The sequence below is a fragment of the Azospirillum sp. B21 genome (assembly GCF_008364825.1).
GTDB lineage: Bacteria > Pseudomonadota > Alphaproteobacteria > Azospirillales > Azospirillaceae > Azospirillum.
In genome coordinates, this window is the sequence record NZ_VTTO01000001.1 from 395,280 (window position 1) to 420,750 (window position 25,471).

Annotated in this window: 24 protein-coding genes and 1 tRNA gene; 4 read left to right on the plus strand and 21 right to left on the minus strand. The window is 66.9% G+C overall.

Going from position 1 to position 25,471, the window contains the following annotated elements; genetic code table 11:
* Positions 1–126: 126 nt before the first annotated feature.
* From FZ983_RS01895 to FZ983_RS01920, 6 genes are all read right to left on the minus strand, one after another.
* The gene (locus FZ983_RS01895; protein ID WP_149221936.1) at positions 127–3,654 is read right to left on the minus strand and encodes a DEAD/DEAH box helicase; all 3,528 of its coding nucleotides are present in this window, start codon (positions 3,652–3,654) and stop codon (positions 127–129) included.
* Positions 3,655–3,842: 188 nt separating this feature from the next.
* Positions 3,843–4,508 carry a phosphatase PAP2 family protein gene (locus FZ983_RS01900; RefSeq protein ID WP_149221937.1) on the minus strand — a complete coding sequence of 222 codons (666 nt, stop codon included), beginning with the start codon at positions 4,506–4,508 and terminating at the stop codon, positions 3,843–3,845.
* 102 nt (positions 4,509–4,610) lie between these two features.
* Positions 4,611–6,005: a PleD family two-component system response regulator gene (locus FZ983_RS01905; protein ID WP_149221938.1), complete on the minus strand. Its 1,395-nt coding sequence runs from the start codon at positions 6,003–6,005 to the stop codon at positions 4,611–4,613.
* A gap of 42 nt (positions 6,006–6,047) precedes the next feature.
* Complete coding sequence (locus tag FZ983_RS01910) at positions 6,048–6,455, minus strand: response regulator (RefSeq protein WP_149221939.1); 408 nt, start codon at positions 6,453–6,455, stop codon at positions 6,048–6,050.
* Between the two features lie 265 nt (positions 6,456–6,720).
* The gene (locus FZ983_RS01915) at positions 6,721–7,455 is read right to left on the minus strand and encodes a GGDEF domain-containing protein (protein ID WP_149221940.1); all 735 of its coding nucleotides are present in this window, start codon (positions 7,453–7,455) and stop codon (positions 6,721–6,723) included.
* A gap of 241 nt (positions 7,456–7,696) precedes the next feature.
* Positions 7,697–8,698 carry a D-glycerate dehydrogenase gene (locus FZ983_RS01920; protein WP_149221941.1) on the minus strand — a complete coding sequence of 334 codons (1,002 nt, stop codon included), beginning with the start codon at positions 8,696–8,698 and terminating at the stop codon, positions 7,697–7,699.
* A gap of 109 nt (positions 8,699–8,807) precedes the next feature.
* Here FZ983_RS01920 and FZ983_RS01925 point away from each other — a divergent pair, with 109 nt between their 5' ends.
* Both FZ983_RS01925 and FZ983_RS01930 read left to right on the plus strand, forming a co-directional pair.
* The gene (locus FZ983_RS01925) at positions 8,808–9,665 is read left to right on the plus strand and encodes a cell envelope integrity EipB family protein (RefSeq protein WP_149221942.1); all 858 of its coding nucleotides are present in this window, start codon (positions 8,808–8,810) and stop codon (positions 9,663–9,665) included.
* A 172-nt stretch (positions 9,666–9,837) separates the two neighbouring features.
* Complete coding sequence (locus FZ983_RS01930; RefSeq protein WP_149221943.1) at positions 9,838–10,065, plus strand: hypothetical protein; 228 nt, start codon at positions 9,838–9,840, stop codon at positions 10,063–10,065.
* Positions 10,066–10,200: 135 nt separating this feature from the next.
* On the opposite strand, the gene FZ983_RS01935 is transcribed toward FZ983_RS01930, so the two are convergent.
* Both FZ983_RS01935 and FZ983_RS33950 read right to left on the minus strand, forming a co-directional pair.
* Positions 10,201–11,520 (minus strand): replication-associated recombination protein A, encoded by a 1,320-nt coding sequence (locus FZ983_RS01935; RefSeq protein WP_149221944.1) that lies wholly within the window; start codon positions 11,518–11,520, stop codon positions 10,201–10,203.
* A gap of 10 nt (positions 11,521–11,530) precedes the next feature.
* Entirely contained in the window at positions 11,531–11,908 is a 378-nt protein-coding gene (locus FZ983_RS33950) for a hypothetical protein (protein WP_188092226.1), read from the minus strand.
* 124 nt (positions 11,909–12,032) lie between these two features.
* Here FZ983_RS33950 and FZ983_RS01945 point away from each other — a divergent pair, with 124 nt between their 5' ends.
* On the plus strand, positions 12,033–12,305 hold the full coding sequence (locus FZ983_RS01945; RefSeq protein ID WP_149221945.1) for a hypothetical protein: 273 nt from the start codon (positions 12,033–12,035) through the stop codon (positions 12,303–12,305).
* 56 nt (positions 12,306–12,361) lie between these two features.
* On the opposite strand, the gene FZ983_RS01950 is transcribed toward FZ983_RS01945, so the two are convergent.
* The 10 genes from FZ983_RS01950 to FZ983_RS01995 all read right to left on the minus strand — a co-directional run bounded on the left by FZ983_RS01950 (position 12,362) and on the right by FZ983_RS01995 (position 21,657).
* The gene (locus tag FZ983_RS01950; protein ID WP_149221946.1) at positions 12,362–12,940 is read right to left on the minus strand and encodes a VTT domain-containing protein; all 579 of its coding nucleotides are present in this window, start codon (positions 12,938–12,940) and stop codon (positions 12,362–12,364) included.
* Between the two features lie 155 nt (positions 12,941–13,095).
* Positions 13,096–13,524 (minus strand): 50S ribosomal protein L17, encoded by a 429-nt coding sequence (gene rplQ / locus FZ983_RS01955; protein ID WP_149221947.1) that lies wholly within the window; start codon positions 13,522–13,524, stop codon positions 13,096–13,098.
* A gap of 160 nt (positions 13,525–13,684) precedes the next feature.
* Positions 13,685–14,701 carry a DNA-directed RNA polymerase subunit alpha gene (locus FZ983_RS01960; protein WP_085089782.1) on the minus strand — a complete coding sequence of 339 codons (1,017 nt, stop codon included), beginning with the start codon at positions 14,699–14,701 and terminating at the stop codon, positions 13,685–13,687.
* Between the two features lie 136 nt (positions 14,702–14,837).
* Positions 14,838–15,236, minus strand: a complete 399-nt coding sequence (gene rpsK / locus FZ983_RS01965; protein WP_012974490.1) for a 30S ribosomal protein S11 — start codon at positions 15,234–15,236, stop codon at positions 14,838–14,840.
* 15 nt (positions 15,237–15,251) lie between these two features.
* Positions 15,252–15,620: a 30S ribosomal protein S13 gene (gene rpsM / locus FZ983_RS01970; RefSeq protein ID WP_149221948.1), complete on the minus strand. Its 369-nt coding sequence runs from the start codon at positions 15,618–15,620 to the stop codon at positions 15,252–15,254.
* Positions 15,621–15,791: 171 nt separating this feature from the next.
* Positions 15,792–17,183, minus strand: a complete 1,392-nt coding sequence (locus FZ983_RS01975) for a hypothetical protein (RefSeq protein WP_149221949.1) — start codon at positions 17,181–17,183, stop codon at positions 15,792–15,794.
* Positions 17,184–17,343: 160 nt separating this feature from the next.
* Positions 17,344–17,871 carry a tetratricopeptide repeat protein gene (locus FZ983_RS01980; RefSeq protein WP_247883576.1) on the minus strand — a complete coding sequence of 176 codons (528 nt, stop codon included), beginning with the start codon at positions 17,869–17,871 and terminating at the stop codon, positions 17,344–17,346.
* A 309-nt stretch (positions 17,872–18,180) separates the two neighbouring features.
* Positions 18,181–20,322 (minus strand): elongation factor G, encoded by a 2,142-nt coding sequence (fusA, locus tag FZ983_RS01985; protein WP_149221951.1) that lies wholly within the window; start codon positions 20,320–20,322, stop codon positions 18,181–18,183.
* A gap of 228 nt (positions 20,323–20,550) precedes the next feature.
* Positions 20,551–20,898 carry a RidA family protein gene (locus FZ983_RS01990; protein WP_014248117.1) on the minus strand — a complete coding sequence of 116 codons (348 nt, stop codon included), beginning with the start codon at positions 20,896–20,898 and terminating at the stop codon, positions 20,551–20,553.
* Between the two features lie 96 nt (positions 20,899–20,994).
* Positions 20,995–21,657 carry a trypsin-like serine protease gene (locus FZ983_RS01995; protein ID WP_247883532.1) on the minus strand — a complete coding sequence of 221 codons (663 nt, stop codon included), beginning with the start codon at positions 21,655–21,657 and terminating at the stop codon, positions 20,995–20,997.
* 174 nt (positions 21,658–21,831) lie between these two features.
* On the opposite strand from FZ983_RS01995, the gene FZ983_RS02000 reads away from it, so the two are divergent.
* Positions 21,832–24,066: a DNA topoisomerase gene (locus FZ983_RS02000; RefSeq protein ID WP_149221952.1), complete on the plus strand. Its 2,235-nt coding sequence runs from the start codon at positions 21,832–21,834 to the stop codon at positions 24,064–24,066.
* Positions 24,067–24,282: 216 nt separating this feature from the next.
* Here FZ983_RS02000 and FZ983_RS02005 read toward each other — a convergent pair whose 3' ends face one another.
* The 3 genes from FZ983_RS02005 to FZ983_RS02015 all read right to left on the minus strand — a co-directional run bounded on the left by FZ983_RS02005 (position 24,283) and on the right by FZ983_RS02015 (position 25,357).
* Complete coding sequence (locus tag FZ983_RS02005; RefSeq protein WP_149221953.1) at positions 24,283–24,753, minus strand: hypothetical protein; 471 nt, start codon at positions 24,751–24,753, stop codon at positions 24,283–24,285.
* Positions 24,754–24,900: 147 nt separating this feature from the next.
* A tRNA-Val gene (locus FZ983_RS02010) sits at positions 24,901–24,975 on the minus strand.
* A 109-nt stretch (positions 24,976–25,084) separates the two neighbouring features.
* Positions 25,085–25,357: an HU family DNA-binding protein gene (locus FZ983_RS02015; protein WP_012974523.1), complete on the minus strand. Its 273-nt coding sequence runs from the start codon at positions 25,355–25,357 to the stop codon at positions 25,085–25,087.
* Positions 25,358–25,471: the final 114 nt, after the last annotated feature.

Here is a 25,471-nt window from a genome sequence, read left to right on the forward strand (position 1 = left end):
GACACTCCCCAAACACATCGCGCACAATGACGGGCTACACGGCCGATAACATGCCGGCCGGCGCGGCGTACACTGTTGCACAGCCGCACTCAGCCGGATATCGGCCAGTCACGGTCGCGCTGACGCCTAATCCTCCTCCCCGTCGCCAAGCAGATAGTCGATGTCGCCGCCATCGAGCGCGCTGACCAGCCCCTTGCCTTCGATGGTGGCGGCCGACAGGCTGCCCTTGCGGCGCTGGAGGTCGAGGATGCGTTCCTCCACCGTGTTGGCGGCGATCAGCTTGTAGACGAAGACCGGCTTGTCCTGGCCGATGCGATAGGCGCGGTCGGTCGCCTGATCCTCCGCGGCCGGGTTCCACCAGGGATCGTAATGGATCACCGTGTCGGCGGCGGTCAGGTTCAGGCCGCGGCCGCCGGCCTTCAGGCTGATCAGGAAGACCGGGACCTCGCGGGCTTGGAAGCGGTTCACCGGCTCGGCGCGGTCCAGCGTGCGGCCGGTCAGCTCGACATAGGGAACCGCCGCCTTCTCCAGCTCCAGCTTGATCAGGTCGAGCATGGTCGTGAACTGCGAGAAGATCAGGATGCGCCGGCCTTCCGGCACCATCTCCTTCACCATCTCGGTCAGGGCGGCCAGCTTGGCGCTGTGGCGCCCCTTGCCGCCGCCTGCGCCGCCGCCGACCCCGCCCAGCGATTTCAGCAGGCGCGGATCGCAGCAGACCTGACGCAGCTTCAGCAGCGCGTCGATCACCGCGATGGCGTTCTGACCCAGCCCCTTGCCGCTTGCGGCCAGCGCCGCGCGCACCGTCTCGTTCACCGACAGGCGGATGGTCTCGTACAGGTCGCGCTGGTCGCGGTCGAGGTCGATGCGCACCACCACCTCGGTCTTCGGCGGCAGCTCCTTCGCCACCGCCTCCTTGGTGCGGCGGAGCAGGAAGGGGCGGATGCGGCGCATCAGCAGGTTGGCGCGGGTGTTGTCGCCGCGCTTTTCGATGGGCACGCGATAGCGCTTGCCGAAATCCTTGCGGTCGCCCAGCAGCCCCGGCATCAGGAAGGCGAACTGGCTCCACAGCTCGCCCAGATTGTTCTCCACTGGCGTGCCGGACAGGCAGAGCCGGTGCCGTGCCGGCAGCGCCGCAACCGCGCGGGTCGCCTTGCCGTCCGGGTTCTTGATCGCCTGCGCCTCGTCCAGCACGATCATGTGCCAGGTCAGCCGCTTCAGCAGGTCGATGTCGCGCGCCACCACGCCATAGGTGGTCACGACGATGTGGGCACGGCCGATGTCGGCCAGCTTGCCGTGACGGTCGACGCCATGCAGCACCACCACCCGCAGATGCGGCGTGAAGCGTTCCGATTCCGCCACCCAGTTCGGCACGAGGCTGGTCGGCACCACCACCATGCAGGGCTCGGTCAGCCGGCCCTCATGCTCCTCCATGGCGATGTGGGCCAGCGTCTGGGCGGTCTTGCCCAGCCCCATGTCGTCGGCCAGGATGCCGGCGACGTTGTTGGCGCGCAGGCTCTGCATCCAGGCGAGGCCGCCGCGCTGGTAGTCGCGCAGTTCGCCCTTGAAGCCCGGCGGCGGTGTCATGTCGCCCGGCATCTCGTCGGCGCGCAGGCGCTGGAGATAGCCGTCGATCTGCGCCGTCTCGTCGCCGCGCCGGGCGATCAGGTCGTCGATGTCCAGCAGGGAGTCGGCCTCGGCCAGCGGCACCTTCAGCCGGTCGCCGCTGCTGCGCCCGCTGTCCAGCATCGCTTCCAGAACGCTGAGCAGCCTCTCGATGCGCTCGGCCGGCAGGGCCAGGACGTTGCCGTCGTCGAGAACGATGTGGGCGCGGCCGTCGATGATGCGGGTGGTCGACAGGCCGCCCTTCTCCACCAGCCGGGCCAGGATGGGCAGCAGCGGCTGGCGCTCGCCGTCGATCTCGACGCCGACGTCCAGGTCGAACCAGCCGTCGCCGGCATCCCTCACCGCGACCTCGACCTCGGCCCCCGGTTCGATCACCTTGGTGCCGAAATCGGCGCCGACCTCCATGACCCAGCCGGCCTTGGTCAGGGCCGGGACCTCGGTGGTGAGGAAATGCTGCCAGCGCTCCTCCACGTCGCGGCCGGTCAGCCAGTGGACGCGCGACCCGCGGGCGTTGAGCGCGCCCTTCGGCGGCTCGATCCGCGCCTGGGCGAAGCCGAGGCCGGACAGCCGGTCCAGCGCCGCCTGTTCGTCGGCCTTGTCGCGGCGGACGAAGGTGACGTCGCCGAAGTCGTCCTCGTAGCGGGCGAACTGGCGCTGGTCGTCGGGCTCGATCTCCACCGGCCGGCCGGGCTCGCCGTAATCGAAGGACAGCCGCAGCACATCGACCAGCCCGTCGGCCGGCGTCACCACGCGGCCCAGCCGCGCGATGATGCGCGGCGACCGCTCGACGATGGCCGCGGCATCGGCAGCGCCGCTGCGCACGCCGGGAATGCCGGTGTCGCGGAAGTTGGAACCCGGCATCGGCGGCGGCGCGGTGATGCGCGGCATCGACGCGACACCGCCGCGCGACGGGCCGAACAGGCGGGACGGCGTCGCTTTGGATGGAACCGGCGGCGGGACGGGAGCGGGCGGCACCGGCTTGGCCTTCGGCACCTCCACCACCTGGAGATCGACCGGGAAGACGGTGCCGGTGGCGCTGTCGACGCACCAATAGGACTGGCCCTTCACCAGCACGCTGCGTTCGGGCAGGCCGGTCGGGCGCAGCTTGCGGGTGGCGGGATCGCGGAAGGTGCGGACGGTGCGGCCCGGCGCCTCGGCCAGCGGAGTGCCGTCGCGCCAGCGCAGTCGCCCGGTGGAGAGCAGGCGGCGCAGCAGGCGGTCCACCGCCTCCCCCCGGCTCTTGGCGACGGGCGTGCGCTCGGTCCCGCCGCCGCCGAGCAGCCGGGCGATGGCACGGTCGGCGTCACCGTCGAGCGAGCGCGGCGCCTTCGCCAGCACGTCGCGCGGAGTGGCCGGGCTGCTGTCGGCCGATCCCTCCGCCACGAACTCCGCCAGGATGTAGCAGGCGACATCGCCCTGCCCCGGCTCCAGCGTCCAGCGCAGGCTGCGTACCGGCTCCGGCTTCGGCGCGGCCGGCGGAGGGGGAGGAGGCGCGATGGTGCGGATCGGCGGCGGGACCGGCGGGCGGACCAGCGACAGCGGGGGCTTCGGCGCGGGGGGCGCCGGTGGGGGCGCCGGTGGGGCCGCGGGCGGCTTCGGTTGCGGGGCCGGCGAGAGGCTTGCCGGCGCGGTCACCGGGGATGGGATCGGGGGTGGCGCAATCGGCGCATTCACGTCGGCGACGTCGAACAAGGAGGCGCGGCGCCATTCCGGGCGGCTTTCCAGCGCCAGCATCGCCGCCGCCGCCATGTGGGCGCAGGCGTTGCGGCCGCAGGTGCAGCTGCGGTCGAGCACGACGCCGCGCTTGCCCTGCACCGGGTACACCGTCACCCCCAGCCGGCGGCCGAGGTCGCTGACCTCCGCCTTGATCCGGTCGCCGCCGGGGGGCCCCAGCGTCACCGCACCGGTCATCATCAGCGTGCGACCGCGTTGCAGCGTCTTGGCATCGAAGACGCGCGTCAGGTCCTCCTGGGCGAAGGGGACGGCGGCGCCACCCGAAGGGCCACGCGGCAGGGCATCGAATAGCGACATGCGGTGCGGAAGTGACCTGGCCGGAACGGAACGGAAACGGGGCGTCGGTATAGGACCTTGCGCCGCGGGACGCAACCCCCTGGCTCACGCTTGCGGGGGTGCCGGGCTTCCGGGGGCTCGAACCTCCGGGTCATGCGCGACCGCCCGTCATACCACAGGACGCCGCCGGCTTCATCCCGATTGGTGGCTTATCCGCGGGCGCCCGGGAAGACCCGGCCGGCCAGTTCGCACAGTCCGGCGCCGCTGCCGAAATGGTATGCCACGCGGCGGATGGTTCCCTCAACGAAGGAGGGGTCGCCGGCATGGACCAGCAGGGCGAGCCCGAGCGCGAGAGCCCCCAGCAGCCAGGGCGAGATGCGCAGGCGCGGCGCGCCGTCCTTCCGGCTGGTCCACAGGAACAGCAGGACCGACAGGCTGCCGATCAGCAGACCGGCCACCACCTCCGCCCCCGAATGGGCCGACACCGCGACACGGGACGCGCCGATGGCCAGCACCAGGGCCACCGCCGCCAGCGGCAGGCCGATCCTGAGCCAGACGGATCGGGCGTCGCGCGCGGCCAGTGCAGCCACGGAACCGTAGAAGACGGCGGCGAAGGCGGCATGACCGCTGGGGCTGACGAAACGGTCGCCGGCGAACAGCGAGGGGAACAGTGGAAAATCAGGCAGGCCGCAGCCGTGCCCCACCAGCTTCAGCACCACCATGACACCGAGGCAGAGCGACAGCGCCAGCAGCCAGCGCAGCGCCAGCGGTGCCGAATGGTGCCGCCAGAGGGCGGTGGCGTAGAGGGCGGAAAGCGGGACGAGAAGGCTGCTGCTGCCCAGATGGGTGATGGCGCCGCTGGCGGTGGCGAACATCGGGACCCCGTAGATGGTGGTGGAGGCGGCGGAGGAAGGAACGGCTTTGCCAAATGGTGCGGCGCAGCACGGACGGCAAGGGCCGGGCAGTTCCGCCCCGCCCTATCCCTCCACTCGATCGGCGCGCGCGTCGGCGATGACGCAGTTGCGGCCCGACCGCTTCGCCTCGTACAGCGCCTCGTCGGCGCGTCTGATCAGTCCCTCGGCCGTGTCGCCCAGCCGACCGCCGATGGAGATGCCGATAGAGACGGTCACGTTGATCTCGCCGCGGTCGGCCGATACGGCGAAAGGGGTGTCGGCGATGCGCGAGCGCAGGCGTTCGGCGACGATCAGCGCGGCTTCCCCGTCGGTGTCCGGCAGGATGACGACGAATTCCTCGCCGCCCAGCCGGGCGACGAGGTCGAAGGTGCGCAGGTTGCGGCTGGCGCGCGCCGACACCTCGCGCAACACCTCATCGCCGATGGCATGGCCGTAGCTGTCGTTGACGACCTTGAAGTGGTCGATGTCGAACATCAGCACCGACACCGGCTTGTGGCTGTCGATGGCGCGTTCCAGCAGCCGCGGCAGATGGGCGTTGACGTATCGGCGGTTGAAAACGCCCGTCAGGCTGTCGGTCAGCGCCATCGACAGGCTCTGCTCGTAATTGGAGCGCAGCCGTTCCTGGTAGCGCTTGCGCCGGATCTGGGTGCGGGCGCGGGCCAGCAACTCGTTCCGGTCGACCGGCTTGACGACGTAGTCGTTGGCGCCGAGTTCCAGCCCCTTGGCCACCTGCCCCAGGTCGCCCTCGTCCACCATCAGCAGGATCGGCACCTGCCGCGTCCGTTCGTGCGAGCGCAGCTGCGAACAGAGCCGCAGCCCGTCCTCGTTCAGCAGGGTCAGGCTGACCACCACGAGGTCCAGCTCACTTCCCAGCGCGCGTTCCAGCGCCTTGGCGCAGGTGTCGGCCGACATCACCGTGTTGTGGTCGCGCCGCAGGGTCTCCGTCACCTTCTCCAGGTCGAGCATGGAATCCTCCAGCACCAACACGGTGGCATGCTCGAAGGATTCGCTCAGCATGGTGCCGCTGCGTTCGATGACGCCGAACTGGCCGGACGTGCTTTCGCGCAGGCGCCATTCGTCCATCATCATCTTCAGGCGGACCAGCGAGCGCACGCGCGCGAACAGCGCGATGTCGTTCACCGGCTTGGTCAGGAAATCATCGGCCCCGGCCTCAAGCCCGCGCACGCGGTCGGCAATGTCGGACAGCGCCGTCACCATCACGACGGGGATGTGCATGGTGGCGGGGTCGGAGCGGATCTTCTCGCACACCTCGAACCCGTCCATGCCCGGCATCATCACGTCCAGCAGGACGATGTCCGGCGATTCCCGCCGCACCATCTCCAGCGCGTCCGGCCCGTTGTACGCCGTCAGCACATTGAAGTACTCGCGCGTCAGCTTCGCCGCGAGCAGCTTCACATTGGGCAGAACGTCATCGACGACAAGGACACGCGCGGACATTGGAAGGCAAATTCCTGCAGAATTGCTACAGAGAAAACCGACTTACCCAAGAAACTTCTTGACGGTTTCGAGGAACTTCACGACCGAGATGGGCTTCGCCACGTAATCCTCGCAGCCGCCCTGACGAATTTTTTCCTCGTCACCCTTCATCGCGAAGGCGGTGACGGCCACGACGGGAATCGACTTCAGGTCCGGATCGTCCTTGATCCAGCGGGTGACCTCAAGCCCCGACACCTCGGGCAGCTGGATGTCCATCAGGATCAGGTCGGGGCGGTGCAGACGGGCCAGCCGCATCGCATCCATGCCGTCGCGGGTCTGCAGCGTGTCGTAGCCGTGCGCTTCGAGCAGGTCATGAAAGAGCTTCATGTTCAGCTCGTTGTCCTCGACGATGAGGACGGTCTTCGTCGGCTTACCACCGGCCAAGGTTGGACCGCCCGGCTCCGCTGACATGCATCCTCCCCTGGGTCTGGCCCCCGCCTTCACGCCATCCGATACCCGGTTGCGCCCGCCATTCGACCATCGGGCGGCGGGTACCCGTGCGGCATCGCACTCCGGTATACCCCCTTTCTGATTAGGTCGCGACGGTTAAATAGTCGTTACCCAACCAATGGACGTCACCCCTGACACTGCCCATCGCCCTGTCCGAACAGGAAAAACCGCCCGCGGCGGGCGCGGGCGGTTATGTGCGGGCGATCGTGGGGACGGGTGCCGCGTCTCAGGCGGCCTGCCTGGTCTTCCGCCTGGTGTCGCACTTGCGCTTGGCGTCGCGGCGGCGGGCACCCTTGGCGCCGTACATCATGGCGTCGGCGCGGCGCATCACCTCGTCCTCGCTGTCCTCGGCACCATAGGGCTGGGTGCCGACGGAGAAGCGGACCGGCAGGCTGTGCCCGCCCCATTCCACATGGGTGGCGTCGGCGATGGCCGCCAGCTGGCGGGCGCGGACGAGGCCGCTGGCGGTGTCGGTGTTGGTCAGCAGCACGGCGAACTCGTCGCCGCCCAGCCGGGCGACCACATCCTCCTGGCGGACATTGCCGACGATCATGCGCGCGACCTGCCGCAGATAGGCGTCGCCGGCGACATGGCCGTGGGTGTCGTTGATCGCCTTGAACCCGTCCAGGTCGATCATGACCAGCAGTCCGCCGGCGGACCCGCTGCGGCGGGCGGATGCCAGCTCGCGGCGGAAGTGGCTGTAGAAGCCGCGCCGGTTCAACAGACCGGTCAGCTCGTCCGTCATCGTCAGGCTTTCGAGGTAGGCGATGCGCTCCTGCAACTCGGCGATCGTCTCCTTTGCCTCGGAGAGCAGCGCGATCGTCTCGTCCAGCGTCTGGCGCTCGGTCCCCCGCAGAAGCCCGACGCGCGAGGCCAGCGCGACCGGCGACCAGCCCACCGGCACGTCGAAACGGTCGGAGGCATGATGCTTCAGGTCCAGGGCGGCGACGATGGCGTTCATGGGGTCGGCTCCTCTGATGAAGGTCGGAACACTTCGACCTCATACAAGCAACCGCCGTGCCAATCCCACGCACCCCGCAGATACCAAGCATTTTATCGATCGGCGGCGAAAAGTGCCTGCCGATCACCGGCCGGGTATGGAGCGTCTTTCCCACCCGGCCGGCATCTTCTGCCCATCGCCGCCCTTTAGTGGCAGGAAATCCCTGCCGGGCAGCCTTCGCCGGCCCCCGTCCGGGGTCGGTTCACACCACCCGGTCGGGCGCCGGACGGCCGGCCATCACCGCGTCGATGTTGTCCAGCGCCTTGAAGCCCATGGCGTTGCGCGTCTCCACCGTGGCGCTGCCCAGATGCGGAAGCAGGAAGGCGTTGGACAGGTCGCGATAGCCGGGATGCAGGTTCGGCTCGTTGTCGAACACGTCGAGCCCGGCCGCCGCCAGCCGTCCCTCCTTCAGCGCGGCGATCACCGCCTCGTCGTCCACCACGCTGCCGCGCGCGGTGTTGACCAGGATGGCCCCCGGCGGCAGCCGCCCGATCCGCTCGGCGTTCAGCCAATGCCGGGTTTCCGCCGTGGCGGGGAAGTGGAGCGACAGCACATCGCAGACCGCCAGCATCTCCTCCGGGTCGGCATGATAGGTGGCGCCCAATTCCAGTTCCGGGGGCAGGCGGCGGCGGTTGCTGTAGTGGATCGCCATGCCGAAGGCGCGGGCGCGGGCCGCCACCGCTTGGCCGATGCGGCCCATACCGACGATTCCCAGCCGCTTGGCCCCGACATGGGTTCCCATCAGCTGGGTCGGGGTCCAGCCGGTCCAGGCATTCGCCCGGATCATCCGCTCCCCCTCCGACGCCCGGCGCGCGGCACCCAGCAGGAGAAGCAGCGCGATGTCGGCGGTGGCGTCGGTCAGCACGTCGGGCGTGTTGGTGACGGTCAGGCCGCGGGCGCGTGCCGCCTCCAGATTGATGTGGTCGGTCCCGACGGAGAAGGTGGCAAGCACCCGCACCCGCTTCGGCAGGGCGGCGATGGCGGCGGCGTCGAGCCGGTCGCCGGCACAGCACAGAACGGCGTCGGCCCCCGCCTCAGCGGCGCGGGCGGCGATCTCCGTCCCGCTGAACGCCCGGTCTTCGGGGTTGAGGACCGCCCGGTAATCGCGCGACGCCCGCGCCTCCACCGCGTCGGGAAGGCGGCGGGTCAGCAGCACCACCGGACGGGCGGCGGCGTCCAGCGGGGTCTCGGCAGGGCTTGTCATTCCGGCTGTTCCCTTCCATTGATTAGGAATCAAGGGTGGCGGCTCTTTCGGACCGCGGCAAAAACACCCATACTTCACCCAGAGCCGTCAATCACCTGTGGATCCCGTCTTGCTCGACCGTCTCTCTGCCCTGCCGGCGACCGTCGGCACGGTCCTCGCCGCCACCGTCACCGCCGGTGCGCTCCTCGCGGCCACTCCCGTCCTGGCACAGCCGGCCGCCACCTCGATGGCGGCGGTCGCGGCCAAGATCCAGCCGCATCGGGCGATCTACGCCATGTCGCTGGGATCGGCACGCAACGGCTCGAAGGTCAGCGACGTCCGTGGCCGCATGATGTTCGAATGGGCCGACGCCTGCGACGGCTGGACGACGGAGCAGCGCTTCCAGCTGCGCTTCGTCTACAGCGAGGGCGACGACATGGCGATGAACACCAACTACACGACGTGGGAGGCGAAGAACGGTCTGCGCTACCGCTTCAACGTCCGCAAGCTGGTGAACGGCGAACTGGACGAGGAAGTACGCGGCGAGGCCAACCTGCAGGCCGACGGCGCCGGCACCGCCCAGTTCACCAAGCCGGAACCGCAGGAGATGGAACTGCCGGCCGGCACCATGTTCCCGACCGCCCACACGCTGGCGATCCTCGACCATGCCGAGCGGAACGAACCCTTCTTCACCCGCACCATCTTCGACGGATCGGATGCCGAGGGACCGACGGAGGTGTCGACCGTCGCCGGCAAGCCGGGCGCGCCGAAGGAAGCTGGCAAGGATCCACTGCTGAAGGTGGGCAAATCCTGGCCGGTCCGCATGGCCTTCTTCCCCGTGCAGAGCGATTCGGCGCAGCCGGAATATGAGATGAGCCTGCGCCTGCTGGAGAACGGCATCGCCGAGTCCATGCAGATCGACTATGGCGATTTCACCGTCAACGCCGTGCTGGAGAAGATCGAGGCACTGCCCAAGTCGGGCTGCTGAACGGGCGCTTGTCCGTGACAATCATACCCGTGTCATCGCACGGGATGGAAAAACCGCGGTTTCCCTGTTGATCGCGACTCGTTGCTGCGATTAACTGTGGGTTGAGTTTTGTGCAACAGGCCGACCCGCCCCCATCATGGGGCGCGGGCGGCCGTCCAAGGGTTTATCCGTCATGAGCAAGAAGCATGTCCAGATCGGGCAGGTTTTCCAACCGGTCGGCACGGCCGGCGGCCGCGGTTGGCGGGTGACGGCGACGGTCAACCTGCTGGGTATCCCCCACGCCCGCGTCGTCAGCACCGAAGACGACGGCGTGTCCAAGACCCTGAGCTGCTCGGTCCTGGCCGACACCAGCCACTACCGCCTGATCGCTGCGGCGCCGTCGGGTGGGATGGCGGCGTAAGAAATGCTGCTTTGGTGAGGTTATTGCCCCCACCCTAACCCTCCCCCGCTGGGCGGGGGAGGGAACAAGTGCTGATGCAAGAGAGTGGCGGCAGTCCCTCCCCCGCTCAGCGGGGGAGGTTAGGTGGGGGTCTGACTACTCCTCCCCCCGCCGCTCGCGCAGCTTGGCCCAGTAGTCCAGCCGCTTGCGCAGGTCGCGCTCGAACCCCCGCTCCACCGGCTGGTAGAACTCGCGCCGAGCCATGCCTTCGGGAAAGTAGTTCTGGCCGGAGAAACCCTCCGCCGTGTCATGGTCGTATTCGTAGCCCTTGCCGTAGCCGATGGTCTTCATCAGCTTGGTCGGCGCGTTCAGGATATGCTTGGGCGGCATCAGGGAGCCCGTCTCCTTCGCCGCGCGCACCGACGCCTTGTAGGCGGTATAGCCGGCGTTCGACTTCGGCGCCGTCCCCAGATAGATGACCAGTTGCGCCAGCGCCAGTTCGCCTTCCGGGCTGCCCAGCCGCTCATAGGCCTCCCACGCCGCGATGGCCTGGGTCAGGGCGTTGGGGTCGGCAAGCCCCACGTCCTCGACCGCGAAGCGGGTCAGCCGGCGGGCGATGTAGCGGGGATCCTCGCCGCCGTCCAGCATGCGGCTGTACCAATAGAGCGCCGCGTCGGTGTCCGACCCGCGCAACGACTTGTGCAAGGCGCTGATGAGGTTGTAATGCCCTTCCTGCGACTTGTCGTACAGCGGGGCTCGGCGCTGTATGGTGGCGGCGAGCGCGTTGGTGTCCAGCACCGTCTCGCCGGGCAGCGCGAACAGTTCCTCGCACAGATTCAGGCAGAAGCGGCCGTCGCCGTCGGCCATCGCCTTCACCGCTGCGCGCGCATCGGCATCCAGCGGCAGGGGCCGGCCCATTTCCGCCTCCGCCCGCGACAGCAGCTTTTCCAGTGCCGCATCGTCCAGCCGGTTCAGCACGAACACCTGCGCCCGCGACAGCAAGGCGGCGTTCAGCTCGAAGGACGGATTCTCGGTGGTGGCGCCGACCAGGGTGACGGTGCCGTCCTCGACGAAGGGCAGAAAGCCGTCCTGCTGCGAGCGGTTGAAGCGGTGGATCTCGTCGATGAACAGCAGGGTCCCCTGCCCCGCCACCCGCCGGGCACGCGCGGCGTCGAAGACCTTGCGCAGGTCGGCGACGCCGGAAAACACCGCCGACAGCGGTTCGAAATGCAGGTCGGTGCTGTGAGCCAGCAGGCGGGCGATGGTGGTCTTGCCGCAGCCGGGCGGCCCCCACAGGATCATGGAGGCCAGCCGCCGCGCCGCGACCATGCGGCCGAGCGGACCGTCCGGCTTCAGCAGATGGTCCTGGCCGACCACCTCGTCCAGCGTGCGCGGGCGCAGCCGGTCGGCGAGCGGGCGGGGTGCCGCCGACTCGAACAGGCCGGCATCACCGCCCGACTCGCCGCGTTTCGCCATGGCCGGTGCCTCAGCGCGCCGCGCCGCAGCGCTGATAGCACTGCTTCAGCTGGAAGCTGCAGTTGTCGGTCGGGCTGAAGGGGGTCGAATCGGTGCGGTCGATGCCGCCCTGATTGCGCGCGGCCACCGAGTCCATGCACACATTGTGGCTGCGCTCGCACTGGGCCTGGCAAGAGGCGCCGACGTCGGCACCGGTGCCGTTGTCCAGGCGCAGCGACTGGTCGTCGGCGCCGCCGCGCGGAGTCGACGGGCCGGGCACAACGGTGACGGTGGGCGCCGGGCCCGAAGCGGCCGGACGGTCGGACGGACGGTCGGCGCAGGCCGACAAGCCGAGCAGGGCGACGGCCACCAGCGGGGCGATGAGACGTACCGGACGGAACATAGCCACGACGGCTCCTATTCTTCTTGTTGTGAGGACGGCCGCGGGCATGGCGGAATGCCACACCCCTCTGGACCATCCCCCGTTCGGTCCCCACTATGCCGACAACCGCATCAAGAAGGGAATGACTGAAATGACACCGGAATCGGACGGCAGATCAACACGCAACCCGCCGCGCCACCGCTCCCTGCGGCTGCTGCTGGCGCTGCTGGTCCTTGGTCTCGTCATGCTGGCCTCGCGCGCGCTGGCCCTGCCCAACATCGGCATGGGGGAGATGATCATCCCCATGTTGGGCGGGCTGTTCGTGGCGGTCGCTATCGTCATGATCGTGCGCCGTGACCGTGCCGACCGCGACGCCCTGCCCCCGTCCCGGCGCAACCGCCAGGACCAGGGCATGCCGGACTGATCCGAGTTTTCCGTGTGATTCACGCTTCAAGCGGTTCCGCTTGAAGCGACCACACTCTAGACGAACTTGAAGCTGAGCAGGCCGCCGACCACCACGACCAGAAGGACGGTGGCCACCAGCATCAGGCGCTTTTCGATGATCTGCTGGACCTGCGGCCCGTAGAAGTGCAGCAGGATGGCGATCATGTAGAACCGGGAAAAGCGCGCCACGATCGAACAGAGGATGAAGACCGTCAGGTCGAGATGCGCGAAGCCGGCGGTGATCGTCAGCAGCTTGTAGGGAATCGGCGTGACCCCCTTCAGGATCAGGAACCAGGGGCCGAACTCGGCGAACATCTCCTGGAAATGCTGGAACGACTCCTGCGCATTGTAGAAGTCGATGATCATCCGTCCGACGCTCTCGAACAGATAGAAGCCCAGCGCATAGCCCAGCAGCCCGCCCAGCAGCGACGCCAGCGCGCAGATGTTGGTGTAGAACCACAGCTTCTTGGGCTTCTCCAGGCACATCGGCACCAGCATCACGTCCGGCGGCAACGGGAAGAAGGAGCTTTCGGCGAAGGAGATCGCCGACATCCACCAAACGGCATCGTCGCGGGCGGAGAGGCGCTGGAGGCGCGTGTAAAGGGAACGCAACATTCGACCGGCCACATAAGAGAAAACCCTTCCTTCGGGGGGTGGCCCGAAGGAAGGGTCTAATATATCACCGATATCGGCGGTTCCGTCCTGCGCAACACGGGGTCCTGAGACCCGATGCCGCACGGGGCAGAAGACCGGCGCGATGCCCGGTCATGTTACTCGGCGGTCTCGCCTTCGGCCTCGGCGACGTCCTGCGTCGGGCCGGAGTTCTGGCCCTTGGCGGAGACATCGCGGTCGACCAGCTCGAACACGGCCATGTCGGCGGCATCGCCATAGCGGAAGCCGGCCTTCAGGACGCGGCTGTAGCCACCCTGACGGTCCTTGTAGCGGTCCGCCAGAACGGTGAACAGCTTGGTGACCGTCTCGTTGTCGCGCAGCTGGGCGAAAGCCAGACGACGGTTGGCCAGGCCACCCTTCTTGCCGAGCGTGATCAGCTTGTCGACGATCGGACGCAGGTCCTTCGCCTTCGGCAGGGTGGTGGAGATCTGCTCGTGCTTGATCACCGCGTTCGCCATGTTCGAGAACATGGCCTTGCGGTGGCTGCTGGTCTTGCTGAACTTACGTCCCGAAACGCCGTGACGCATGGCGGTCCTCCTTCATGGCTTGGCCCCCCTCGGGGAGCCGATCGTGAACCCCGCCGCCCAGTCGAAACGCTGGTACGGCTTGCGGGTCGGGCCGTGGCGGCCCTGGGAAACGCGCCCTTCCCGTTCGGAGACCGAAAGGGCGCGGCAACAGCCGAGATGCTTAGTACGGCTCTTCCAGACGCTTGGCCAGCTCTTCGATGTTCTCCGGCGGCCAGTTCGGGATTTCCATACCGAGGTGCAGGCCCATCTGGGACAGCACTTCCTTGATCTCGTTCAGCGACTTGCGGCCGAAATTCGGGGTGCGGAGCATTTCCGCCTCCGTCTTCTGCACCAGATCGCCGATGTAGACGATGTTGTCGTTCTTGAGGCAGTTGGCCGAACGGACCGACAGCTCCAACTCGTCCACCTTGCGGAGCAGGTTCTTGTTGAACGGAACCTCCTCGTGCTTCTCCTCGGAGACGGCGTGCGTCGGCTCCTCGAAGTTGATGAACAGCTGCAGCTGGTCCTGCAGGATGCGGGCGGCCAGAGCCACCGCGTCGTCCGGCTTGACCGAACCGTTGGTCTCCACCGTCATCGACAGGCGGTCATAGTCGGTGACCTGCCCGACGCGGGCATTGTCGACCTTGTAGGACACCTTGCGGACCGGGGAGAACAGGGCGTCGATCGGAATCAGGCCGATGGGCGCGTCTTCCGGACGGTTCTGGCTGGCCGGGACGTAGCCCTTGCCGGTCTCGACCGTCAGTTCCATGTTCAGCCGCGCGCCGTTGTCCAGCGTGCAGATGACCAGTTCCGGATCCATGACCTGAATGTCGGGACCGGTCTCGATCATGCCGGCCTTGACCTCGCCCGGGCCTTCGGCGCGCAGGCGCATGCGCTTCGGGCCGTCGCCGCCCATGCGCAGACCCATCGTCTTGATGTTCAGGACGATGTCGGTCACGTCCTCGCGGACGCCGGGGATGGACGAGAACTCGTGCAGCACGCCGTCGATGTGGATCGACGTGACGGCGGCACCCTGCAGAGAGGAGAGCAGGATGCGGCGCAGCGCGTTGCCGAGGGTCAGACCGAAGCCGCGTTCCAGCGGCTCGGCGACCACGGTCGCGAAGCGGTCGGCGTCGTCACCGGGCTGGATGTCCAGCTTGCTCGGCTTAATCAGTTCCTGCCAGTTCTTCTGAAGCACGGATCGACCTCAAGATGCCATCGGGTGAACACGAACCCGCGGGGCCCGAACCATTCCCATGCTGAGGGGACCGCGATGGCTGCGGCCCCCTGTCCCGGAACGGTTGGTCCCCGCGGGTGCGGAAACGGTACTGAACTTAGACGCGACGCTTCTTCGGCGGGCGAACGCCGTTGTGCGGGATCGGCGTGACGTCGCGGATCGACGTGATCTGGAAGCCGATCGACTGCAGGGCGCGCAGGGCGGACTCACGCCCCGAACCCGGGCCCTTCACTTCGACTTCCAGGGTCTTCATGCCGTGTTCCTGGGCCTTGCGGCCGGCGTCCTCGGCAGCGACCTGGGCGGCGTAGGGAGTCGACTTGCGCGAACCCTTGAAGCCCATGGTGCCCGAGGACGACCAGGCAATGGTGTTGCCCTGCGCGTCGGTGATGGTGATCATCGTGTTGTTGAACGAGGCGTTCACGTGAGCGACGCCGGCGGTGATGTTCTTGCGCTCGCGACGACGCAGGCGCTGAGAAGCGGCAGAGGGCTTGGCCATTTTGCGTTTGTCCTCTTACTTCTTCTTGCCGGCGATCGGCTTGGCCGGACCCTTGCGGGTGCGGGCGTTCGTGTGGGTGCGCTGGCCGCGGACCGGCAGGCCCTTGCGGTGACGCAGGCCACGGTAGCAGCCCAGGTCCATCAGACGCTTGATGTTCATCGCGACTTCACGACGAAGATCGCCCTCGACGCGGTAGTCGGCGTCGATGGTTTCGCGGATCTTCAGGACTTCGTCGTCCGTCAGCTCGTTCACGCGACGCTCGGCCGGAATGGCCAGCTTCGCGCAGATTTCCTTGGCCTTGAAGGGGCCGATGCCATGGATGTAGGTCAACCCGATCTCCACGCGCTTCTGCGCGGGGATGTTGACGCCAGCGATACGCGCCACGCTGCTCTCCTCGATCTCGATATCTCAACGGCAGCCCGTCGGGCCGCCTACACACCGAGCAAATCCCGCCCGGCACAAGACCGGTCCTGGGAACGCACAATGTTACCCGCCACCCGGTGGGGCGGCGAGAGGGTGGGACTATAGAAAAACCCCGGAACTTGTCAAGGCCGATTACTCGGCCGGAACCGCCGTCCGCACGAGCTCCGGCACGGTATCGGGCGGTTCCCGGTCAGCGTCGGTGTCGTTGACCGCCATATCCCTGCCCGGAATCGGGCTCCGCGGCAGCCGCCCGGCACTCAGAAGCGCGCGGTCGCGGTTCACCTGCGGCAGGTCGAGGCAGAGCTTCAGCTCGATGTTGCGCCAGATCTGGCGCAGGCGCTGGACATGCAGATCCTCCCCAATGGCCTGCACAACCGATTCCAGGTTCTCCAACGTGATGCCGCGGTCGGCCAGCAGCACCGTGCCCTTGCCGTCCGTCTTTGGGCAGTTCAGCGCCTGGACCAGCCGGGGCCGCGACTCCGGCCGCGCCATGAAGCGCTCGATGTCGAAGATCGTCCGGACATTGACGACGCGCAGCGCCTCGATCTGGTCGAGGTCGAGCGCCAGGATCAGTTGGGCCTGCGCCACCCAGTCCACCGTCTCGTAAATGCCGTACGGTGTCTCCACGAAGAGCAGGATCGGATTCGCGGTGGCGAGGTTCTGCACATCCTCGATCTCGAATTCGGCCAGCCGGAATTTGATGGACGAGTCGATGCCCAGGATCATGTCGATCGGATATTCGCGGATGAAAGCCTGCGCCCGCGGGTCGATCCGCCGTACCTGCAACTGCGGCACCCGGCTGAGCAGCGTCTGCAGGCCGAGCTTGGGGAAGAATCCGACCAGGAAAGCCACGATCAGTTCCGGCACCCGATCGCCGACCGCCCCTTCCGGCACCATCTGCGCCAGATCCATATAGCCGTGGTGCAGGGTGACAGAGGTAACGCAGGCCAGGATGATGTGGCCGGTCACGCGCAGGAAGGAGATCGGTGACAGGTCATAGTTGGAAATTCGGCGAATCAGGTAATTGATCGACCAGACATAGGCGCCGAAGAAGGTGAAGGACAGCACCGCCACCGTCTGAAGCTGGTAATGCACCAGATCGACCGGCGTAACGCCGTCGACCCCGTACAGCGTCATCCCGCTGAACAGCGGCTGGAAATGGTCCAGGCGATCCTTGCCCAGCAGCATGCCGCTGGAGGTCAGGAAGCCGCTGAACGACACCATGATGAAGACCAGGACGGGAAAGAAGTAAGCCCGCCATTCCGATGGCTGCGTGTTCTCGGGCCCCTGCGGCAGGGCACGGTATTTGTAGGCGGCGAACTCGAAGGACGGGATCAGCTGGTCATGCTCGCACCCCTCGATGCGGAAGACCGACTCCAGGTCGGCGATGATCTTCTGCCTGACATTCTTGATGTTGCTGCGGCCGATGAAGATCGTCAGCGGCAGGATGAAGGACAGGCCGAGCAGGCCCAGTGCGCTAAGCACCCGCAATTCGCCGATGAAATGGATAGCTTGGTCGAACATCGTACCCCCGGCATCCGGCCCAACCGCACCGATTGCGGACGCGCAGGATTGAGACGGCGACCGCCCCCTGGTCGCATCACCGAAGGTTATACCTCTATCGCGCGTCTTTTAGGAGGGTATTGCTCGTGACAATCGGTAGCAGCCGATCCTGCCGGCCTGCCTAGAGGTCAGTACTGGCGGCGCGGTGCCGGAGGGCATCGGCCTGCGCCCGCACCCGGCCGAGATGCGGATTGATCTTCAGCGCCGCATCGAAGGCTCGCAGCGCCGGCTTCTCGTCACCCAGCGCCAGATAGACCAACCCCAATTCCACCAGCGCCCCGAAATGGCGCGGCTCCAGCGACAAGGCATGGCGCAGGTCCAGCATGGCCGACCGATAGTCGCCCAGCATGTAGTGAGTCGCAGCGCGCTTGTTCCAGCCTTCCGCATAGGAGGGATCGCGGGCAACCACCGCGTCGAAGTTCCGCAGTGCCGACGCGTAATCGTCGCTGTTCAGGCTGAGCACACCGGCGCGCATGTCGCGGACCATCGCCGGGTCGGGATGGTCGAGCCAGAAGTCCCAGATATGCTCCTCCACCGATTCGGCATAAGCGGCGTCGGTGGTGCTGTGCAGGGCTTGGAAAAGGCCGTCCAGACGCAGGTTTCCCTGCCCAGCCCCGGCCGGCACCCCGAGGGTCAGCAGCAAAAGCACAGTCAAGGAAAAGAAGCGCCGAATCATCATGCTCCAAATTTGGGCACGGATTCGACGCTCTGCCAACTATTTTTTGGTTGCAAAACGCTAAAGAATTGGTCAGAGGCGCTGACTCGGCGCCCCGCCCCGCTGACCTATGACCCTTATACCATCGGTGCAATCTCAGCCGGTTGGCGGAACGGACTTGAGCCGAAAGTTGAAGATTCGCCCATAACCTCTTGAAACGGCGAACGGCCGGCGGATTGCTCCGCCGGCCGTCTGCTTTACCGGGTGTGCCCCGATTGCCAGCCTGCGATTCAGGTCGGGCGATCAGGCGGCCTTGTTGCGGCCGGCCACGATTTCGTCGGTGACGTTGCGCGGCACCGGCTCGTAGTGGCTGAACTCCATCGTGTAGGACGCACGGCCCGAGGTCATGCCGCGCAGCTGGCCGATGTAGCCGAACATTTCGTTCAGCGGGACATTGGCCTCGACGGCGATGTTCGAACCACGCTCCAGCTGGCCCAGGACGGTGCCGCGACGACGGTTCACGTCGCCGATGACGTCGCCCAGATAATCCTCCGGCGTGACGATCTCGACCTTCATCACCGGCTCGAGCAGGATCGGGCCGGCCTTCGGCAGAGCCTCACGGAAGCAGGCCTTGGCGGCGATTTCGAACGTCAGGGCGTTCGAGTCGACGTCGTGGTACTTGCCGTCCACCAGGCGGGCGCTGAAATCGACAGTCGGGTAGCCGGCGAGGACGCCGTCTTCCTTCTGCATTTCCAGACCCTTGCCGACCGACGGGACATACTCGCGCGGAACCGAACCGCCGACCGTCTCGTCCTTGAAGCTGAAGCCGGCGCCACGCTCCTGCGGCTCGAAGATGATCTTCACTTCGGCGAACTGGCCCGAACCACCGGTCTGCTTCTTGTGGGTGTAGGTGTACTCGACCGGCTTGGTGATCGTCTCGCGGTAGGCGACCTGGGGCTTGCCCATGTTGCCTTCCACGCCGAACTCCGTGCGCATACGGTCCAGCGTCACTTCCAGGTGCAACTCGCCCATGCCGCGCAGGATGGTCTGGCCGGTCTCACGGTCGGTCTCCAGGCGGAGCGACGGATCGGCGCGGACCATCTTGCCGAGCGCGATCGAGAACTTCTCCTGCTCGCCCTTGGTCTTCGGCTCGACCGAGACGCTGATGACGGGGTCGGGGAAGCGCATGCGCTCCAGGATGACCGGGTGGGCGGCGTCGCACAGCGTGTCACCGGTCTCGGTCTCCTGCAGGGAGACGAGCGCGATGATGTCGCCGGCGCGGGCTTCCTCGATCGGGTTGGCTTCCTTCGCGAACATCTCGACCATACGGCCGATCTTTTCGCGCTTGCCGCGGGTCGAGTTCAGGATCGACATGCCCTTCGTCAGCACGCCCGAATAGACGCGGATGAAGGTCATCGAGCCGTAGGTGTCGTTCAGCACCTTGAAGGCGAGCGCCGAGAAGGGCGCGTCGTCGGAGCTGAGACGCTCGCCGTTCGCGTTGCCGTCCTCGTCCACCGTCTTGATCGCCTCGACGTCGGTCGGGGCCGGCAGCAGATCGACGACCGCATCCAGAACCTGGCAGACGCCCTTGTTCTTGTAGGACGAGCCGCACAGGACCGGGGTGAAGGCGCCGGTGATGGTGCCCTTGCGCAGGCAGGCGCGCAGCACGTCGGCCGACGGCTCCTCACCGGAGTCCAGGTAGGCTTCCATCGCCGCGTCGTCCTGCTCGAGAGCGGTGTCGACGAGTTCGGCGCGCAGGGCCGGAATGCTGGCGACGTTGTCCAGGTCTTCCTTGACGGTCAGGTTGAGCTTCTGGGCGAGATCGTCGGTGATCTCCCAGGTCTCCCACTTGGCGTCCTTGTCGTCGGAGAACCAGACATAGGCCTTCATCTCGACCAGGTCGACCATGCCGCGGAAGTTGTCTTCCGAGCCGAGCGGAACCTGGATGCAGACCGGGCGCGCGTTCAGGCGCTGACGGATCATGCTGACGCAGCGCTGGAAGTTGGCGCCCGAGCGGTCCATCTTGTTGACGTAGCAGATGCGCGGGACGTTGTAGTTGTCCGCCAGACGCCAGTTGGTCTCCGACTGCGGCTCCACGCCGGCGACGCCGTCGAACACCACGACCGCACCGTCGAGCACGCGCAAGCTGCGGTTCACCTCGATGGTGAAGTCGACGTGGCCCGGGGTGTCGATGACGTTGATCTTCTTGTCGCGCCAGAAAGCCGAAACCGCGGCGGACTGAATGGTGATGCCGCGCTTCTGCTCCTGCTCCATGTAGTCGGTCGTGGTCGACGTCTTCAGATCCTTCGTCTCGTGGACGTCGATGATCGTGTGCTTGCGACCGGTGTAGTACAGAATACGCTCGGTGGTCGTCGTCTTGCCCGCGTCGACGTGGGCGATGATGCCGATGTTCCGAATGTCAGACAGTGGCGTTTGGCGCGGCATGTTGCGGTTCCATTGCAGTAACGCGACAACCGAAGCGCGACCGTCAGGGTCGTCCGCTTCGGCGGCAGAGGTTGGTCGGGGTTTTACGGGCGATCTGTTAAGGCGTCATTAACATTCCGTAAACCGACAAGCAATTTGTCGGAATATTGAAGCGCGCGGCCCTCACAGCGTTCGGGCCACGCCGGCACACCCCAACCGAGGCTGCCGGGTCGCCCCGTTTCCGCCGCCTTATTTAGCAGCGGTGACCTGAATTTCAACGAGATACTCCGGGGCCGCCAGCTTGGCTTCCACCGTGGCACGGGCCGGCGGATTGGCCGGATCGACCCAGGCCTCCCACGCCTTGTTCATCGCGCCGAAGCTGGCGATGTCCACCAGATAGATCGTGGCAGACAACAGCTTGCTCTTGTCGCTGCCCGCTTCCGCCAGCAGGGCGTCGATCTGGGCCAGGATTTGGGCGGTCTGACGCTCGACGTCGGGCGTCGGCTCGTCGGCGACCTGACCGGCGAGATAGACCGTGTCCTTATGGACGACCATCTGGCTCATGCGCGGTCCGGTGTGGAAGCGCTGGATCGACATGACGAAAAGACTCCGGGTTCCGGGGGCTCGAAAAAGACGCGCGTACGTCTATGCCATTCAGAGCCGCGCGCGAAGTAAAAAATGCGCCGCCCCCGCTCAGGGCTGCTCCGCGGCGGTATCCTTCGCCAAAAGTGCGGCGAACCGGGAGGCGGCGACCGCGAAATTGCGCACGGCCGGGGCATTTCCGGCGGCGACGCCGACTCCGGCGACGGCCCATCCGCCACCGCTTGCCCCTTGCCGGTCCGCTGACCGCACCAGCAGCGGCCCGCCGCTGGTCCCGCGCGTGGCGTCGCAATCATGGACCAGCAGCCCGGCGCTCTCCCCCAGCATCCGGCAATCGCGGTCGGCCATCAGGATCTGCGCCCGGTCCTGGCTGTAACCGCCGAGCATCAGCGGCGTCCCGGCCGGCAGGGGCGCGGCGCTGACGGGCAGCGGCGGCACCGACTCCGGCGCCGCCTCGGCCAGCGTCAGCACCGCCCAGTCGGCCGAAACCATGGGGCTGGCCGCGGCGGGATCATAGGCCGGATCGGTCGCGACGCGGGCCACCGTGACATGCCGGGTGAACTCCCCCCGGTCATAGCCGAACAGGACATGCAGCGAAGATGCCTGCAGAAAGCGCCGCGTGCGCGGGTTGAACAGGCAATGGGCGGCGGTCAGCACCGTGCGCGGCCCGACCAAAGCCCCGGTGCAGCGGCCGGCAAGGTTGGTCTGCACCCGGACGACGCTGCGCCATGGAGCCGCCGACGCATCCACCGGCACCCGCCGGTCCCCCGGCCCGACGCCGGGCAGCAGCGGCCGTTCCGCATACGCTCCGGGCGCACCAGCCAGAATGACGAGCGCAAGCGCGGCTGCGACTATACGGCCGAGGCCAAGGTGGTGCCGACCACGCGCATGTTCTTGCTCCGTTTCCCTCAATCCCGTATTCTCCCGCGCATGGCGACCCTGATCATCACCGAGAAATCCAGTCAGGCGAAGGACCTGCGCGCGGCCCTGGGCGACCGTTACGGCCGCATCCTGCCGGCCGAGGGCCACCTGTTGCGGCTTGCCGAACCGGACGAGGTCGATCCCGCCTGGAAGCGCTGGTCGCCGACCCTGCTGAAGCCGGACGGGCTCTATCCCACCCGTCCCGACCAGGGCGGCAACAAGGCTGTGAAGCTGCAGGCGATCACCGCCGCGCTGCGCGCCTGCGACGAGGTGATCCTCGCCACCGACTGCGACCGCGAAGGCCAGTTGATCGGGCAGGAGATTCTGGAGCATGTCGGCTATCGCGGCAAGGTGCGGCGCGCTCTTTTCACGGCGCAGGACCCGAAGACCCTGCGCGACGCCTTCGCGGCGCTGAAGCCCAACGACAGCATGCGCCCGCTCTACGAGGCGGCGGTGGCACGCCAGCAGGCCGACCAGATCTACAATCTGTCGCTGACCCGCACGGCGACCAAGACCCTGCTGGCCCCGGGCACCCGAGGCGTCATCGGCATCGGCCGAGTGAAGACCCCGACACTGGCCATCGTCTGTCTGCGCGAGCTGGAGATCCGCAACTTCAAGCCCGAGGATTATTTCGAGGTCGTCGCGACCGCCACTGTGGCGGAGGGCAGCTTCCAGATGCGCCACGCCCCGGCGCCGAAGGACCGCATCAAGGACCGCGCTGCGGCCGAGGCCATCGCCCGCGCCGCCGACAATCACCGCGGCCCGCTGACCGTGACGGTGGAGGAGAAGCGGCAGGCCCCGCCCAAGCTGTACGACCTGCCTTCGCTGCAGAAGACCTGCGGACAACGCTGGGGCTGGACCGCCGACCGCACGCTGTCGGTGGCGCAGGAGCTGTATGACGGCGACGGCAAGAAGCTGATCACCTATCCGCGCGCCGAGGCGCGGTATCTGTCGGAGAACCAGATCGCCGACGTGCCGGCCATCGTCGGCGCGCTGACCCGGCTGCGCGGCTTCGCCCATCTCGACATTGCCCGCCCGGTGATCCGCAAGGGCAAGTCCGGCCATTTCTGCGACAAGGCGCTGGAGGGCGTGTCGCACCATGCGGTGATCCCCAACGTCAATGTGCTGGACGATCTGGAGTCGCGGCTGGTCCGGCTGACCGACGACGAGAAGCGGCTCTATGCGCTGATCTGCCGGTCCTACCTCGCCGCCGTGATGCCGGACTACGAGTATCGCCAGACCAGCGTGACCATGCCGGTGCCGGTGGGGGGCAAGCCCGTCGCCTTCCGCGCCGTCGGCCGCATCCCGCTGAAGCTGGGCTGGAAGGCGGCCTTCGGCTCCGCCGAATCCGACGGCAAACCGGAGGAGGAGGCCGAGCAGACTTTGCCGCCGCTGACCGATGGCGAGCCGGCGACGTTGAGCGACCCAAAGGTGGAGGCCAAGCGCACCCAGGCGCCGCCACGCTACAACGAAGGCACGCTGGTGGACGCCATGCAGAACGCCTGGCGGTTCGTGGAGGAGCCGTCTCTGCGCGACCGGCTGAAGGAAGCCAAGGGAATCGGCACCCCGGCCACCCGCGCCGAAGTCATCAAGGGGCTGCGCAAGCAGAACCTGCTGGGCGCGGACGGGAAGTGGCTGGTGCCCACGCCCGCCGGCCTGCACCTGTTCGAGACGCTGCGCGCCGCCGCCCCCACCCTGGTGGATCCCGGGACAACCGCATTGTGGGAAATGAAGCTGGACGAGGTGGTCACCGGCCGCGCCGACTTCCGCCGCGTGATCGACGCCATCGCGACGGAGGCGGAACGGCTGATCGGTGCACTGGTCGGGCAGCGAGGCACGCTGCTGGACCTCGGCCTGCCTGCTCCCAAGGCACGATCCGCTCGCCGGGGCGTGGCCGGGCGCGGTGCGGCGGCGCGCGGCGGCGCTATGGGAAGCGACAACTCCGCGAAGCCGGTGCGTCGGCGGACGCGCAAGGCCGCCACACCCGCCGATGGCGAACCGGCGGCACCGAAGCCGCGGCGCCCCCGCAAGGCCACGGCCACTCCGCCACCGGTGGCTGCGGTTGTGGACAGCGCGCCGGCAGCGGACAGCCCCTTGCCGGAGGGACGGCGACGCCGCGAACCGACCGAGCGCATGGTCGCCTTCGCCCGCAGCCTGGCTGAGCGCAAGGGCATTGCCCTGCCCGATCCCTGTCTGCGCGACTTCGACCAGTGCCGCAGTTTCCTGGACCAGCATGCCCGTTGAAGGTTCCATCCTGGGCGTCGAGAAATCCGGCCACTGCGACAGCTACCAGACCCCTATGTGCAGTATCCCGGCGATTGGATGATGTTGCCGTGCACGTCCTCGACACGGCATCGGCATGAAAGACCAGCCGCCCCCTGCGGTGAGCAGCGACCGGCGGAGGGGCGTCCCATCGGGCGCCCCGTTCCGGTGGTATCAGCAATGCTGACGTCGATCCGGTCAGGGTTGCGGCGTGGCCGGTGGAGAAGGTTGCTGAGTAACCGGCTGAGACGATTTCGGAGTGACCGGTGGATATGAAAGATCGGAATAGGCACGGTTTGTCGTTCTGCCCTTAAGGGCACGAACCGCTGCGATCTGCTCCTTGAACGCATACACCGCAGCGGCCTGTTGATCGGTAAGTTGTTTCATGTCGAGTGTTGCCAGAAGCACATCGACGGCATCAGCCAATCTGCCGATCTGACGCCCGTAACTCCCGACCTCATTCAATATTTCGCTCTCCGCTTTGGAGCTACCCGGGTTCCCGAGAACGATGTTGAACAACCCCCAGTTGGAGTAAGGGAGGTTCCAGGTCCAAGGGTTGATAGCCTGAAGGACATCGCCGGACAGCGGAGCTTTTCCAGCATACGTGGAGAAGGGCGCAAAGAATGGAAACATGTGAACCTCCATCGAGCGAGTCTTGAGAGATTGCACGCGCAACGTTTCTCCTGCCACAAATTTTCGCCTACAGTCTCTCCCATACACTTCTTGGCGGAGCTTTCACAGTCATCCCCTGTTACCCAGACACGACAAAGGCCCCGCAGTGGGGCCTTGGCGTCACAGACAATTCACTGAAAAAATTGGTGGGCGATGAGGGGATCGAACCCCCGACATTCTCGGTGTAAACGAGACGCTCTACCGCTGAGCTAATCGCCCGAAGCCTGAAAAAGGCTTTGCTTTCAAACGCTAGCCGGCCGGGTGGTGGCCCGGCCGGCCGCACTATGCCCTGAATGGGCCGGAAACTTCAAGCCTGTCCGGCTGAAGCTCAGTTCAGCGCGTCCTTGAGGGTCTTGCCGGCCTTGAACTTCGGCTGCTTGGACGCCGGAATGTCGATCTTCTCGCCCGTGCGCGGGTTGCGGCCTTCGGTCGCGGGACGCTCAGCCACCGCAAAGGTGCCGAAGCCGACCAGACGGACCTCATCGCCGTTCTTCAAGGATTCGGCGATGCTGTCGAACACGGCGTCGACGGCCTTCGTGGCGTCGGTCTTGGACAAACCGGACGCTTCGGCAACATGCGCCACGAGATCGTTCTTGTTCACGCAATCCCCCTTCCAAATTCAGCAAATACTGAAAGACAAAAGCCGCCCCAGGACTTTTCGTCCACGACTTATTGGAAGCAAAGGATAAGCACAGCGTTTGCCGCCCGTCAATTC

Coding starts and splice junctions, on each gene's coding strand:
- FZ983_RS01895 (WP_149221936.1), bottom strand. CDS start 3,654: ATGTCGCTATTCGATGCCCTGCCGCGTGGCCCTTCGGGTGGCGCCGCC.
- FZ983_RS01900 (WP_149221937.1), bottom strand. CDS start 4,508: ATGTTCGCCACCGCCAGCGGCGCCATCACCCATCTGGGCAGCAGCAGC.
- FZ983_RS01905 (WP_149221938.1), bottom strand. CDS start 6,005: ATGTCCGCGCGTGTCCTTGTCGTCGATGACGTTCTGCCCAATGTGAAG.
- FZ983_RS01910 (WP_149221939.1), bottom strand. CDS start 6,455: ATGTCAGCGGAGCCGGGCGGTCCAACCTTGGCCGGTGGTAAGCCGACG.
- FZ983_RS01915 (WP_149221940.1), bottom strand. CDS start 7,455: ATGAACGCCATCGTCGCCGCCCTGGACCTGAAGCATCATGCCTCCGAC.
- FZ983_RS01920 (WP_149221941.1), bottom strand. CDS start 8,698: ATGACAAGCCCTGCCGAGACCCCGCTGGACGCCGCCGCCCGTCCGGTG.
- FZ983_RS01930 (WP_149221943.1), top strand. CDS start 9,838: ATGAGCAAGAAGCATGTCCAGATCGGGCAGGTTTTCCAACCGGTCGGC.
- FZ983_RS01935 (WP_149221944.1), bottom strand. CDS start 11,520: ATGGCGAAACGCGGCGAGTCGGGCGGTGATGCCGGCCTGTTCGAGTCG.
- FZ983_RS01945 (WP_149221945.1), top strand. CDS start 12,033: ATGACACCGGAATCGGACGGCAGATCAACACGCAACCCGCCGCGCCAC.
- FZ983_RS01950 (WP_149221946.1), bottom strand. CDS start 12,940: ATGTTGCGTTCCCTTTACACGCGCCTCCAGCGCCTCTCCGCCCGCGAC.
- rplQ (WP_149221947.1), bottom strand. CDS start 13,524: ATGCGTCACGGCGTTTCGGGACGTAAGTTCAGCAAGACCAGCAGCCAC.
- rpsK (WP_012974490.1), bottom strand. CDS start 15,236: ATGGCCAAGCCCTCTGCCGCTTCTCAGCGCCTGCGTCGTCGCGAGCGC.
- FZ983_RS01975 (WP_149221949.1), bottom strand. CDS start 17,183: ATGTTCGACCAAGCTATCCATTTCATCGGCGAATTGCGGGTGCTTAGC.
- fusA (WP_149221951.1), bottom strand. CDS start 20,322: ATGCCGCGCCAAACGCCACTGTCTGACATTCGGAACATCGGCATCATC.
- FZ983_RS01990 (WP_014248117.1), bottom strand. CDS start 20,898: ATGTCGATCCAGCGCTTCCACACCGGACCGCGCATGAGCCAGATGGTC.
- FZ983_RS02000 (WP_149221952.1), top strand. CDS start 21,832: ATGGCGACCCTGATCATCACCGAGAAATCCAGTCAGGCGAAGGACCTG.